A 12,076-nucleotide genomic window follows, 5' to 3' on the forward strand; every position below is an offset into this window, starting at 1 on the left:
CGAGTGTTTCCATATTTGTTCTTGTTATGGATCCGCTTAACGCAACGGACGTGAATAGGCCAATTCATTTCGGTGAATGGATGCCGGCCATCGCGACGGTGAAGACCATGGACGAAGAGGCTCTTGCGAACTGCCGAAGGGCGTTTGCCGCGCAGGTGCTTTCGAAGGAGGGCGTGCAAAGCGACGACGCGCTGTTGCGCGCCTTCGCGACGGTGCCGCGTGAGCGGTTCCTGGGGCCGCCGCCGTGGAAGATGGCGAGTTGGTGCGGCTATGTCGATGTTCCCTCGGGGGATCCCTCTGTCGTCTACCAGGATGCCCTGTTTGCGCTTCAGCATGAGCGGCATGTCAACAACGGTAGCCCGAGCTTGCATGCCAGGGGCATCCATAAGCTGGCGCTGCGCCGTGGGGAAACGGTCTGCCATATCGGCGCCGGCAGTGGCTACTACACGGCGATCATGTCTCTGCTGGTTGGCGGCGATGGCCACGTCACTGCCGTCGAATTCAATGAGGAGCTGGCGAGGCGCGCAGAGGATAATCTGCGGGCCTATCCGAACGTTCGTGTCGTCCGTGGCAACGGGGTCGAATGGCCGCGCGAGCTGACCGATGCCGTCTATGTGAATTTTGCCGTCCATTTTCCGGCCGAACCCTGGGTGGAGCGGTTGAGTGTCGGCGGTCGACTGATCATGCCGCTGGGCGTCCCTGACGTCGATGCGGCAGGCCCGACCGGGCTTGCTTCCTACGCTGGCTTCTTCCTGTTTTGCCGCGAAGAACATGGCTACGCAGCCGAGTATCTTGCCCCGGTCTCGTTTGTCTGGGCGGAGGCCGTGGCGGGTGGGTTCGACAGCTACAGGCGGCTCGAAGCCGCCTTCAGCAGAGGCGGTATGCAGCATGTCCGCGCCCTGCGCTGGAAGACCGCACGGCAGGGCAAGGAGTGGTATTCGGAGGCGGATTGGGGCCTCGTATTCGGTATGTGAAGCCTATTCGGCGGCGATCTTGCCGGCCAGTTGCCGGTTCTTCATCAGCTTGTAGATCACCGAGTCCATCAGTGCCTGGAACGATGCGTCGATGATGTTCTCGGACACGCCGACCGTCCACCAGCGAACCCCGTCGCTATCGGTGGATTCGATGAGAACGCGAGTAATGGCCTCGGTGCCGCCATTGAGGATACGGACCTTGAAGTCGGCCAGAACCAGATCATCGATCTCGTGCTGATATTTGCCGAAGTCCTTGCGCAGCGCAAGGTCGAGCGCGTTGACCGGACCGTCGCCTTCCGCGACGGACATGATCGTCTGCCCGTCGATGACGATCTTCACGACGGCTTCCGAGACGATTTTCACGCGGCCATGGGAATCGAAGCGGCGCTCGACCATGATGCGGAAGCCCTCGACAGAGAAGAATTCCGGGATCGTGCCGAGGGTCCGCCGAGCAAGCAGCTCGAAGCTGGCATCGGCGCCCTCATAGGCATAGCCCGACGCTTCACGCTCCTTGACCAGCGCGATCAAGCGGTCGAGCTTCGGGTCGTCCTTGCCGACCTCGATGCCGCGGCGCTTTAGCGCGTTGATGAAGTTCGCCTTGCCACCCTGGTCTGAGACCATGACCTTGCGGAAATTACCGACGCTTTCAGGCGTCACATGCTCGTAAGTGCGCGGATCCTTGAGCAAAGCCGAAGCATGAATGCCAGCCTTTGTCGCAAAGGCAGACGTGCCGACATAAGGCATCTGATGATCGGGCGAGCGGTTCAACAGCTCGTCGAAAGCGTGCGAGAGTCGTGTGAGATTCAACAATCGCTCGGTGTCGATCGAGGTTTCGAACCGGGATGAATATGTTTCCTTCAGCGCCAGCGTCGGGATGAGGGTCACGAGGTTGGCATTGCCGCAGCGCTCGCCGATGCCGTTCAGCGTGCCCTGGATCTGTCGCACACCCGCTTCCACGGCGGCAAGCGAATTGGCGACCGCCTGACCGGTGTCGTTGTGCGCGTGGATGCCAAGCCAGTGACCGGGAACGCCCGCCGCAATAACCGCGTTGACGATATTGCGGATTTCTGGCGGTTGCGTGCCGCCATTGGTGTCGCAGAGCACGACCCAGCGTGCGCCGGATTCATAGGCAGTCTTGGCGCAGGCGATAGCATAGGCGGGGTTTGCCTTATAACCGTCGAAGAAATGTTCGCAGTCGACCAATGCCTCCTTGCCCGCGGCGACGGCGGCCTTGACGCTCTCAGCGATGCTTTCGAGGTTTTCCTCGTTGGTGCAGCCAAGCGCCACCTTCACGTGATAGTCCCAGCTCTTGGCGACAAAACAGATCGCGTCGCTCTCGGCCTGCAGGAGGCTCGCCAGGCCCGGGTCGTTGGAGGCTGAAATACCGGCTCGCTTCGTCATTCCGAAGGCGACGAAGCGAGCTTGCGTCGTGCGCTTCTCGCTGAAGAAGGCAGTATCCGTCGGATTGGCGCCAGGATAGCCGCCTTCCACGTAGTCAAGGCCGAACTCATCAAGCATGCTTGCGATCGCAATCTTGTCCTCGACGGAGAAGTCGATGCCGGGCGTCTGCTGCCCGTCGCGGAGCGTCGTGTCGAAGAGGTAGATCTTTTCGCGTGTCATGATGGTGGTCCTGTCGGCCTTGTGGCTCGCTATTGCTTTCCGGCGAACTTGTCCGTAGCGCGGATCAGCTTGTCGAGGATGCCTGGTTCCGAATAGGCGTGTCCGGCGCCTTCGATCAGATGGAACTCTGCCCTTGGCCATGCCTTATGCAATAGCCAGGCATACTTTGCCGGGCAGGGCATGTCGTAGCGGCCGTGCACGATGACGCCTGGAATGTCCTTCAGCTTATAAGCATCGCGCAGCAACTGTCCTTCGTCCAACCAGCCCGCATTGACGAAGAAGTGGTTCTCGATGCGCGCGAAAGCATAGGCGAAGTCGGCCTCTTCGAACTTGCCGTTGGTCGACTTTTCCGGCAGCAGCGTGATCGTCTCGCCTTCCCAGATGCTCCAGGCTTTGGCAGCCTCTAGGGCAACGGCCCGGTCCGCGCCGGTAAGGCGGCGATTGTAAGCATGCATCATTTCATGGCGCTCTTCCGACGGGATCGGTGCAATGAAGCGCTCCCATTTGTCGGGGAACATTTCCGACACGCCGAACTGATAATACCAGTCGAGCTCGGCCTTGGTGAGCGTATAGATGCCGCGCACGATCAGCTCGGAAACACGCTCCGGATGCTTCTCGGCATAAGCGAGCGCCAGCGTCGAGCCCCACGAGCCACCGAAGACTTGCCACTTCTCGACGCCTGCCATCTCACGCAGCCGCTCGATGTCGGCGACAAGGTGCCAGGTCGTGTTGGCATTGAGATCGGCGTGCGGCGTGGACTTGCCGCAACCACGCTGGTCGAACAGCAATACGTCGTACAGCGCAGGGTCGAAGAGGCGGCGGTGGCTCGGCGAAAAGCCGCCGCCGGGCCCGCCGTGCAGGAAGATCGCCGGCTTTGCACCCGGCGTGCCCGAACGCTCCCAATAGATCTTATGGCCGTCGCCGACGCCGAGGTGGCCGGAGGCATAGGGTTCGATCTCGGGGTAGAGGGTACGGAGCACTTCAGTCATATTTTGACGCCTTCGGCTGGCCAGATTGCAGTATCGTGATCGGGATGCTGGAAGGAAATGATTGCCTCCTGCTGCGCGTAGTAATCCGGGTCCTTGTGAATGGGCTGGTCGAAGATCGTCTCGACCCAGGGGATGCGGGCGTCGTAGTTGACCTGAATTTGCGGCGACAGATCGCTGCGGTCGTCGAATGTTCCGATCGCCAGCTCGAGGCCGCCCGGGTGGCGGTAGGTCATCGGCGTGCCGCAATTTTTGCAGAAGCCGCGCTCGATATTGACGGAGGACTGGAAATAGCTGGGCGCGCCGCGCGTCCACGCCATGCCTTCGTCAGGCGCCGTGACCAGGGCGGAGAAGAACCCGCCGAACTGCTTCTGGCACATACGGCAATGGCAGATCGAGGGACGGCCAAGCTTGCCGCTGATGCGGAATCTAACTGCGCCGCATTGACAGCCGCCGGTTCGAATGGGTTCGCTCATTGTGACGCTCCGGTTGGCCAATGGGCCGTGTCGTGATCGGGATGCTGGTGATTGCTCGCGGCAATGGCTTTGTCGCGATCGGGCGTTTCGGGTTCCGGCTCGACGGGCAGGGCATCGAGCTCGTGAAACCAGCTAATCCTGCGTCCGGTGTTCGATTGCATCACCGGCTTGACGCTATCGGGATCGTCCAACGAGCCGAGCGCGATGTTGATGAAGTCGGCATCCGGAACATCGTAGAAAAGCGGCGTCCCGCAGTCCGCGCAAAAGCCGCGCCGTACGATACCGGAAGAGTGGAACCATTTGGGCTCGCCGCGCGTCAGTGCGAAATCTGTTCGCTTCGCCGCAGCCAGCGGCATGAAGTAGTTTCCGGAGCCGAGTTCGCCGACGGCCCGGTAGCGAACCGCGCCGCACTGGCAACCTCCGCTCAGAGCCGCTGCGGGTGTCATGGATGTCTCTCCTCAGGCCACGTCGTCGTGTCATGGTCCGGATGCTGGTAGGATACGATGTCGAGCACGAAGGGAGCAGCCTCGGCATCGTCTTCCGTCTCTCGGGCGGGCAACTCATGCAGATGGTCGACGAAGCCGATCTTGCCTTCCGTGCCGAACTGGATGACTGGCGCAAGGGCGGACGGATCATCGAAGGCGCCTGCCGCGACCGCCATGCCATCCGGCGCCTCGTAAGTCAGCGGCGTGCCGCAATCGGCGCAGAAGCCGCGCTCGACCATGTTGGACGAACGAAAGCGCTTGCGCTCGCCGCGCGTCCATTCGAACTCGGCGCCACGCACGGAGACCAGCGGTGCGTAATAGGCACCGAACGCCTTCTGACACATGCGGCAATGACAGATGGACGTCTCCTTCAACGTGCCGCGAACGCGAAAACGGATCGCCCCGCACTGGCACCCACCGGTATAGGTGTTCATCTCTTCACCTCCCACTTAGTCACCCGTTCGCCGGTGGCCGGATCCTTGCCGTCCTTCAGCTGGATGCCTTCGGCAAGCAGGGTGTCGCGTATTGTGTCGGCCTCGGGGAAGTTCTTCGCCTTGAGCAATTCGAGCCGCGCCTTCACGCGTCGGTCGATTTCGATGGCGACCGCTTCGTCGATTTCTGCCTTCTCAGGCAGGACACCGAGCAGGATCGCGCTGGCGGCAAATGTTGGGTGATCGCCGGACTGGGCAAGCGCATGCAACGCTTGAACGGCCGCCACCGTGTTGAGGTCGTCGGCCAAAGCGCTGAGGACAGCGGCGTCGGGCTGCGCGCCCGCTGCGTCCGCTGCCGGCCACTTGGCGAGCACCCGTTCGGCCTCCTCCAGCCGCTTGACCGAAAAGTCGATCGGCTCGCGGTAGTGGGTCATCAGCATGGCAAGACGCAGGACTTCGCCGGGCCACTGCCGGCCGCCGAACTTCTCCGTGTGTAGCAACTCGTAGATAGTGACGAAATTGCCTTCCGACTTCGACATCTTGCGGCCCTCGACCTGCAGGAAGCCGTTGTGCATCCAGACGTTTGCCATGACCTTGGTGCCATGGGCGCAACGCGACTGGGCGATCTCGTTCTCATGGTGGGGGAAGATCAGGTCGAGACCGCCGCCGTGAATGTCGAAGACCTCGCCCAGATAGCGTTCGCTCATGGCCGAGCATTCGATATGCCAGCCCGGGCGACCGCGCCCCCAAGGGCTTTCCCAGCCGGGTTCGTTGTCGCTCGAAAGCTTCCAGAGGACGAAGTCGCCCGGGTTTTTCTTGTGCGCTTCGACCGCGACGCGTGCGCCTGCCTGCTGTTCCTCGAGGTTGCGCCTGGAAAGCGCGCCGTAATCTGTCATGGATTTCGTATTGAACAGCACTTCGCCCTCCGCCTGATAGGCGTGGCTCTTGGCAATCAGCTTCTCAATGATCGCGATCATCTGGGCAATGTTGTCGGTCGCCCGCGGCTGGATCGTCGGATCAAGGCAGCCGAGGGCCTTGGCGTCTTCGAGATATTGCGTCTCAGTTCTTTCGGTGACCAAGCGGATCGCCTCGTTCAGCGGCAAGCCGGGGTGGTCGCGCAGAGCCCGCGCATTGATCTTGTCATCGACGTCGGTGATGTTGCGCGCATAGGTGACATGTTCGGCGCCATAGACATGGTTCAGCAGCCGAAACAGCACGTCGAAGATGATGGCGGGACGCGCGTTGCCGATATGGGCGTAGTCATAAACAGTCGGGCCGCAAACATACATGCGCACGTTCTGCGAATCGATCGGCGCGAAGGCTGCCTTGTCGCGCGTCAGCGTGTTGTAAAGCTTCAGTTCCGGCTTCTTAGTGTCTGGCGCGCCGGCCATATCTACTCTCCCAAATGCAATGATCCGAAAAATTCTACCACCGGCGGGCCGGGGCGTTTCTCATCTTGGACTTTTCAGGAGACGAAAACGGCCAGGCCAGCGAGCGCGCTAGCGAATAATCTTCCGGCAGATAATGCAGACAACCGTTTTCATGGCGGGTTTTATGGCGCGGGAACCGGGTTTGGTCAAGGGGGTGAGAAGCGGCCCGGCCGACGCCCGAAGCGTAAGCCCGGGGCCTGGCGTGCCTCCCGCATCGCAGGGCAACAAAATTCTGTTACAACCGGCCAAAGAAAGCGAAAGAGCCCTGGTGTGAAAAGCCTCTGTCGAACAATCCTCGGACTGGTGATTCTGGCTGTCGCGGTCGCATCGTATCTGGCATACGATCGTGCGATGGCACCGTTCACTCCTCCGACGCTTGCGGACTATCCCATACAGGGCATCGACATCAGCCACCATCAGGGCGCCGTAGATTGGCGAGCCTTGGCACGGCAGCCGAACGTTCGCTTCGCGATCATGAAGGCGACCGAGGGCGGGGATCACCGCGACACGCGCTTTGCCGAAAACTGGAAGGCTGCGAAAGATGCCGGCATCGTGCCCGGCGCCTATCACTTCTTCACATTCTGCCGCCCCGGCCGTGAACAGGCCCGTAATCTAATGGCGACTGTGCCTGTCGAAGCGGACGCGTTGCCGATCGCGATCGACCTCGAATTCACCGGCAACTGTGGCAAGGTGCCGACGCTCGATGAATGCGGAAATCAACGGATTCCTGGACGAACTGAACGGCGCTTATCCCGGCTGGCCGATCTTCTATCTGAACCAGCAATTCTTCAATCAATATCTGAAGGGAAACGAGGCACGGTTCCCCGATCACTATCTATGGCTGCGCAGCATCGGGCAGGAGCCACGGCAGAACGACTGCCGCGACTGGTCAATCTGGCAGTTCGCCGATAACGGCACGCTGAACGGCATTCAGGGACCAGTGGACCTCAACGCACTATGTCCCTCGGAAACAGGCTTCGCTCACCTGTTGCCGGCCGCTCCGTCGAGTTGATTGTTGCCTTACTCCGGCAGGCGGTAGTCGACGAGCTTGTTTTCGCGAACGATGAAGAGCTTGCCGGTCTCGGTCACGTCAGGGCCGACCAGCGGCAGGATCGCCTTGGCGACCTCGGAGGGATGCGGCAACGTGTCTGGATTTTCGCCCGGAACGGCCTGCGCGCGCATGGCGGTGCGGGTGGCGCCAGGATCGACACTGGTGATGCGAAGCGGCGTGCGCTGCGTTTCTCCGGCCCAGGTACGGGCAAGCGCTTCGACGGCAGCCTTGGACGCGGAGTAGGGACCCCAGAAAGGACGGCACTTGTGCGCAGCGCCGGATGAGAGAATGGCGGCGCGGCCGGCCTCCGAGCGCGAAAGCAGCGGATCGACCGAACGGATCAGTCGCCACGTCGCCGTGACGTTGATGTTCATCACCTTCTCGAAGGTCTTTGCCTCGATATGCCCGATCGGCGAAATCACGCCGAGTACGCCCGCATTGGCGACCAGGATGTCGAGTTTGCCCCAGCGCTCGAAGATCGAGGCGCCGAGCGCATCGATCGCGTTCATGTCGGCCAGGTCGAAGGGGACAAGGGTGGCCGAGCCGCCAACGGACTTGATCGCATCGTCGAGATCCTCGAGGCCGCCGACCGTGCGAGCACAGGCAATCACATGGGCGCCGGCTTTTGCCAGTTCAAGTGCCGTGAAATAACCGATGCCGCGGGATGCGCCGGTGACGAGCGCGATCTTGCCTTCAAGGTTGATAGTCATTGTGCCCCGGTCCTGCGTCGCTGAAAAATCAAGGGGCGCAATAAGCGCCCCCTCATCAAATGTCAAAGCCAATGGCTGTCAGCCATTGGTCGCGAGCAGGGAAACCTTGCGGCCCATCGTTTCGCCGTCCTTGTCGAGAAGGCGAGTCGGATAGTCGCCGGTGAAGTAGTGGTCGGTGAACTGCGGGCGGGCGTTGTTACGGTCCTCGCCGCCGACGGCGCGATAAAGGCCGTTGATCGACAAGAACTGCAGGGAGTCGGCGCCGATATATTTGCACATGGCCTCGAGACTGTCGTACTGGTTGGCCAGCAGCTTCTCGCGGTCCGGCGTGTCGATGCCGTAGAAGTCAGGATAATAGATCATCGGGCTGGCGACGCGCAAATGCACTTCCTTGGCGCCGGCATCGCGGATCATCTGCACGATCTTCAGCGAGGTGGTGCCGCGCACGACCGAATCGTCGACGAGCACGACGCGCTTGCCCTCGATCATCGCCCGGTTGGCGGAGTGCTTCAGTTTGACGCCGAAGGCGCGGATCTGCTGCGTCGGTTCGATGAAGGTGCGACCGACATAATGGTTGCGGATGATGCCGTATTCGAAGGGAATGCCGCTTTCCTGAGCGTAGCCGAGCGCTGCCGGTGTGCCGCCGTCCGGTACGGGAACGACGACATCAGCCGCAACAGGCGCTTCCTTGGCAAGGTTGACGCCCATGTTCTTGCGCGCGACATAGACGCTGCGACCGCCGACGACAGAGTCCGGACGAGCGAAATAGACATATTCGAACAGGCAGAGGCGCTCCGGCTGGCCGTTGCCGGCCTTGCGGGCGTCGATCGAGATCGAGCCGTCCGGCTGGATTTCGCAGATGATGACTTCGCCGTTCTCGACGTCGCGGACGAACTTGGCGCCGATGATGTCAAGCGCGCAGGTCTCCGAGCAGAAGATCGGCTTGCCGTCGAGCTCACCCATGACGAGCGGACGGATGCCGGTGGGATCGCGCGCTGCAATCAGCTTCGTGCGCGTCATGGCGAGCATCGAATAGCCGCCTTCCATCTGGCGGATCGCGTCGATGAAGCGGTCAGCCGTGGAGCTGTAGCGTGAGCGGGCGATGAGGTGGAGAACGACTTCCGTATCGGAGGTCGACTGACAGATGGCGCCACCGGCGATCAGCTGGCGGCGAAGGGTGAGCCCGTTCGTGAAGTTGCCGTTGTGGGCGATGGCGATGCCGCCGACTTCGAGTTCCGCAAAGAGCGGCTGCACGTTGCGGAGCGCCACTTCGCCGGTCGTTGAATAGCGATTGTGGCCGATCGAGATGTTGCCGGGCAGGCGGGCGAGGGTGGTCGGGTTCGTGTAATGATCGCCGACGAGGCCCATATGCCGTTCGGAGTGGAAGCGCAAACCATCGAAGGAGACGATACCGGCCGCTTCCTGCCCGCGATGCTGAAGGGCGTGAAGGCCGAGCGCCGTCAACGTTGACGCATCGTCATGGCCAAGAATGCCGAAGACGCCGCATTCTTCGTGGAGCGTATCTCCATCGAATTCATCATTGAGCGTCAAGGAATGAGACTGGTTCATCGATGCGGGCCTTTGCTCTCACAAGAATGGATCGGCTTTTCCATAGCATGACGCCGTTATCATGCGTTTTAAACGGCTGAGGCCCGGCGGAGCGGATGCCCGGCCGGACCTTTATTCACGTTTCGCTCAAATGGCAATTGCCAGGTGGCGGGTCAAGCTGTTGAACACTGCGTCAATTCGACGGCTGTTGTGCACCATTCGCAGGGGCGGGCGCTGCATCTTCGGCTGGCGCCTGATCGGATGCCGGCGCATTGCCACTCTCAGTATTGCCGCCCTGCGGCTGAATTTTGTCCATCACGCTCGCCCGCACCATCTGCGCGAACTCGGCCGGCAGTACGGACTGCAACTTGACGACCATCGAGTCCAGGAACGGTTTCGACTTGGCGTTGTTCACCCAGGCCGGGCGGTGATCCGCGTCCACGAGCCAGTTCCAGAAAGCGACGGCGACGACGAGAAGAAGTATGCCCCTAGCCGCGCCGAAGAGAAAGCCCAAAGTGCGGTCCAGCGCGCCGATCCGGCTGTCGATGATGAAGTCAGCGATCTTCATGGTAATGAAGGAAATCACGATCAGCGCGATCAGGAACACGACCGCGGCCGAACCGACGATCGCGATGCGGTCGTCATCCGTGTACTTCCTCGCGTAGGGAACGAGGTAGGGATAGAAATAGTATGCGGCGGCTGCAGAGCCGCCCCAGCTTGCGATCGAAAGAACTTCGCGGGAGAAGCCGCGCACCATTGCAAGTACGGCGGAGAAAAGAACGACGCCGATGACAATACCGTCGAAAATCGTAATGGGCATATAAATTCAACTCCAGGACCGCCGTTTATCTACGGCTTGGTCGCGCCTCATTGCGTGCTTCCTATAACATCACCGATGCTGGCGATGAAAGGATCAAACCTCTTCTTCCACACGTCGCAGTGCGCCTTTCGACCCGGCAATACGTGCAACCAGGTCCGGCAGGCTTTCAATCTCACTCCAGCGACCGCCGGAACCCTTCGGCAGGTCAGCTGACGCCGAGGGAAGCAGCGCGGCAGAAAAGCCCAGCTTCTCGGCTTCTTTGAGGCGCTGGGACGTATGTGAAACCGGCCGGACGGCGCCCGACAGGCTGACTTCGCCGAAATAGACACAATTGGCCGGGAGGGCAATACCGGCGAGCGAGGAAACCAGGGCCGAGGCGACGGCGAGATCGGCGGCCGGCTCGGAGATGCGGTAGCCGCCTGCGATGTTGAGATAGACGTCGTGCTGGCCTAGTCGCACGCCGCAGTGGGCCTCGAGTACGGCAAGGATCATCGACAGACGCGCCGAATCCCAGCCGACGACGGCGCGGCGGGGGGTGCCGAGCGACGTCGGGGCAACGAGCGCCTGCACTTCCACAAGGATTGGACGCGTGCCCTCCATGCCGGCAAAGACGGCTGCTCCCGGCGATTTCTCGTTGCGCTCGCCAAGGAAGAGTTCAGAGGGATTGGCGACCTCGCGCAGTCCCTTGTCTGACATTTCGAAGACGCCGATCTCGTCCGTCGGTCCAAAGCGGTTCTTGACCGTGCGAAGGATACGGTAGTGATGGCCGCGATCGCCTTCGAAGTAGAGAACGGCATCAACCATGTGCTCGACGACACGGGGGCCTGCGATCTGCCCGTCCTTGGTGACGTGGCCGACGAGAACCATCGCCGCGCCGGTCTGCTTGGCGAAGCGGATCATCGACTGAACGCCGGTGCGCACCTGCGTCACCGTTCCAGGCGCGGATTCAGCCAGTTCGCTCCAAAGCGTCTGGATGGAGTCGATGATCACAAGATCGGGCCGCTTGCCTTCCGCAACCGTCGCCAGAATGTCCTCGACATTGGTTTCGGCAGCCAGCAGGACATCGGTGTCGGCCGCCTGCAGGCGCTGCGCCCGCAACCGTACCTGGGCTACCGCCTCTTCACCCGAAACATAGATGATCCGATGGCCGCGACGGGAAAGCGCTGCCGCCCCCTGCATCAGCAGCGTCGACTTGCCGATACCAGGATCGCCACCGATCAGCACGGCCGAACCGCGCACGAAGCCGCCGCCGAGCGCCCGGTCGAGTTCCGAGATGCCGGTGTTGATGCGCGGCGCTTCTTCAATCTCGCCAGAGAGTGCCGTCAATGCCACCGGGCGGCCTTTCTTCGGCGTCTTGGTCGGCCCACCGCCGATGCCGCCCATCGGGTCTTCTTCGACGATTGTATTCCACTCGCCGCAGTTATCACACTTGCCCGCCCAGCGGTTATGGACCGCACCGCAGCTCTGGCAGATGAATTGTGTCCTGGCCTTCGCCATCAATCATGCTTTCGGTTGGATGGCCGCCAGCGCGTCGCATCGAATCAC

The 12,076-nt window shown here is 61.5% G+C and carries 11 protein-coding genes and 1 pseudogene; 2 read left to right on the plus strand and 10 right to left on the minus strand.

Annotation, left to right across the window (positions count from 1 at the left end):
* Positions 1-50: 50 nt before the first annotated feature.
* Positions 51-974 carry a protein-L-isoaspartate O-methyltransferase gene (locus WGT02_RS07770; RefSeq protein WP_375679314.1) on the plus strand — a complete coding sequence of 308 codons (924 nt, stop codon included), beginning with the start codon at positions 51-53 and terminating at the stop codon, positions 972-974.
* A 3-nt stretch (positions 975-977) separates the two neighbouring features.
* Here WGT02_RS07770 and cimA read toward each other — a convergent pair whose 3' ends face one another.
* Genes cimA through cysS form a run of 6 tightly spaced genes read right to left on the minus strand, consistent with a single transcriptional unit; the run spans position 978 to position 6,363 of the window.
* Positions 978-2,594 (minus strand): citramalate synthase, encoded by a 1,617-nt coding sequence (cimA, locus tag WGT02_RS07775; protein ID WP_208248445.1) that lies wholly within the window; start codon positions 2,592-2,594, stop codon positions 978-980.
* A gap of 29 nt (positions 2,595-2,623) precedes the next feature.
* Positions 2,624-3,583: a prolyl aminopeptidase gene (pip, locus tag WGT02_RS07780; RefSeq protein WP_208248441.1), complete on the minus strand. Its 960-nt coding sequence runs from the start codon at positions 3,581-3,583 to the stop codon at positions 2,624-2,626.
* Positions 3,580-4,056, minus strand: coding sequence for a GFA family protein (locus WGT02_RS07785; RefSeq protein WP_024316447.1), 477 nt, complete (start codon positions 4,054-4,056; stop codon positions 3,580-3,582). Before WGT02_RS07785 ends, pip begins: the two co-directional genes overlap by 4 nt.
* Positions 4,053-4,502 carry a GFA family protein gene (locus WGT02_RS07790; protein ID WP_208248438.1) on the minus strand — a complete coding sequence of 150 codons (450 nt, stop codon included), beginning with the start codon at positions 4,500-4,502 and terminating at the stop codon, positions 4,053-4,055. The genes WGT02_RS07785 and WGT02_RS07790 overlap by 4 nt, the downstream gene beginning before the upstream one ends.
* Entirely contained in the window at positions 4,499-4,975 is a 477-nt protein-coding gene (locus WGT02_RS07795) for a GFA family protein (RefSeq protein WP_208248436.1), read from the minus strand. Before WGT02_RS07795 ends, WGT02_RS07790 begins: the two co-directional genes overlap by 4 nt.
* Positions 4,972-6,363 carry a cysteine--tRNA ligase gene (gene cysS / locus WGT02_RS07800; protein ID WP_208248433.1) on the minus strand — a complete coding sequence of 464 codons (1,392 nt, stop codon included), beginning with the start codon at positions 6,361-6,363 and terminating at the stop codon, positions 4,972-4,974. Before cysS ends, WGT02_RS07795 begins: the two co-directional genes overlap by 4 nt.
* 309 nt (positions 6,364-6,672) lie before the next feature.
* On the opposite strand from cysS, the pseudogene WGT02_RS07805 reads away from it, so the two are divergent.
* Positions 6,673-7,414 (plus strand): annotated as a pseudogene (locus tag WGT02_RS07805) (GH25 family lysozyme).
* An 8-nt stretch (positions 7,415-7,422) separates the two neighbouring features.
* Here WGT02_RS07805 and WGT02_RS07810 read toward each other — a convergent pair.
* The 4 genes from WGT02_RS07810 to radA all read right to left on the minus strand — a co-directional run bounded on the left by WGT02_RS07810 (position 7,423) and on the right by radA (position 12,028).
* Positions 7,423-8,163: an SDR family NAD(P)-dependent oxidoreductase gene (locus tag WGT02_RS07810; RefSeq protein WP_024316452.1), complete on the minus strand. Its 741-nt coding sequence runs from the start codon at positions 8,161-8,163 to the stop codon at positions 7,423-7,425.
* 78 nt (positions 8,164-8,241) lie between these two features.
* Positions 8,242-9,732 (minus strand): amidophosphoribosyltransferase, encoded by a 1,491-nt coding sequence (purF, locus tag WGT02_RS07815; protein ID WP_024316453.1) that lies wholly within the window; start codon positions 9,730-9,732, stop codon positions 8,242-8,244.
* Positions 9,733-9,904: 172 nt separating this feature from the next.
* A complete protein-coding gene (locus WGT02_RS07820; RefSeq protein ID WP_024316454.1) occupies positions 9,905-10,531 on the minus strand; it encodes a CvpA family protein in 627 nt (208 codons plus the stop codon).
* Between the two features lie 93 nt (positions 10,532-10,624).
* The gene (gene radA, locus WGT02_RS07825; RefSeq protein WP_024316455.1) at positions 10,625-12,028 is read right to left on the minus strand and encodes a DNA repair protein RadA; all 1,404 of its coding nucleotides are present in this window, start codon (positions 12,026-12,028) and stop codon (positions 10,625-10,627) included.
* Positions 12,029-12,076 lie beyond the last annotated feature (48 nt).

This window comes from Rhizobium sp. T1470 (genome assembly GCF_042140505.1).
GTDB lineage: Bacteria > Pseudomonadota > Alphaproteobacteria > Rhizobiales > Rhizobiaceae > Rhizobium > Rhizobium favelukesii.

Bases quoted from the DNA above. Each gene is read 5' to 3' on its own strand.
- WGT02_RS07810 (WP_024316452.1), bottom strand. From the start codon at position 8,163: ATGACTATCAACCTTGAAGGCAAGATCGCGCTCGTCACCGGCGCATCC.
- purF (WP_024316453.1), bottom strand. From the start codon at position 9,732: ATGAACCAGTCTCATTCCTTGACGCTCAATGATGAATTCGATGGAGAT.
- pip (WP_208248441.1), bottom strand. From the start codon at position 3,583: ATGACTGAAGTGCTCCGTACCCTCTACCCCGAGATCGAACCCTATGCC.
- WGT02_RS07790 (WP_208248438.1), bottom strand. From the start codon at position 4,502: ATGACACCCGCAGCGGCTCTGAGCGGAGGTTGCCAGTGCGGCGCGGTT.
- WGT02_RS07795 (WP_208248436.1), bottom strand. From the start codon at position 4,975: ATGAACACCTATACCGGTGGGTGCCAGTGCGGGGCGATCCGTTTTCGC.
- cimA (WP_208248445.1), bottom strand. From the start codon at position 2,594: ATGACACGCGAAAAGATCTACCTCTTCGACACGACGCTCCGCGACGGG.
- cysS (WP_208248433.1), bottom strand. From the start codon at position 6,363: ATGGCCGGCGCGCCAGACACTAAGAAGCCGGAACTGAAGCTTTACAAC.
- WGT02_RS07785 (WP_024316447.1), bottom strand. From the start codon at position 4,056: ATGAGCGAACCCATTCGAACCGGCGGCTGTCAATGCGGCGCAGTTAGA.
- WGT02_RS07820 (WP_024316454.1), bottom strand. From the start codon at position 10,531: ATGCCCATTACGATTTTCGACGGTATTGTCATCGGCGTCGTTCTTTTC.
- radA (WP_024316455.1), bottom strand. From the start codon at position 12,028: ATGGCGAAGGCCAGGACACAATTCATCTGCCAGAGCTGCGGTGCGGTC.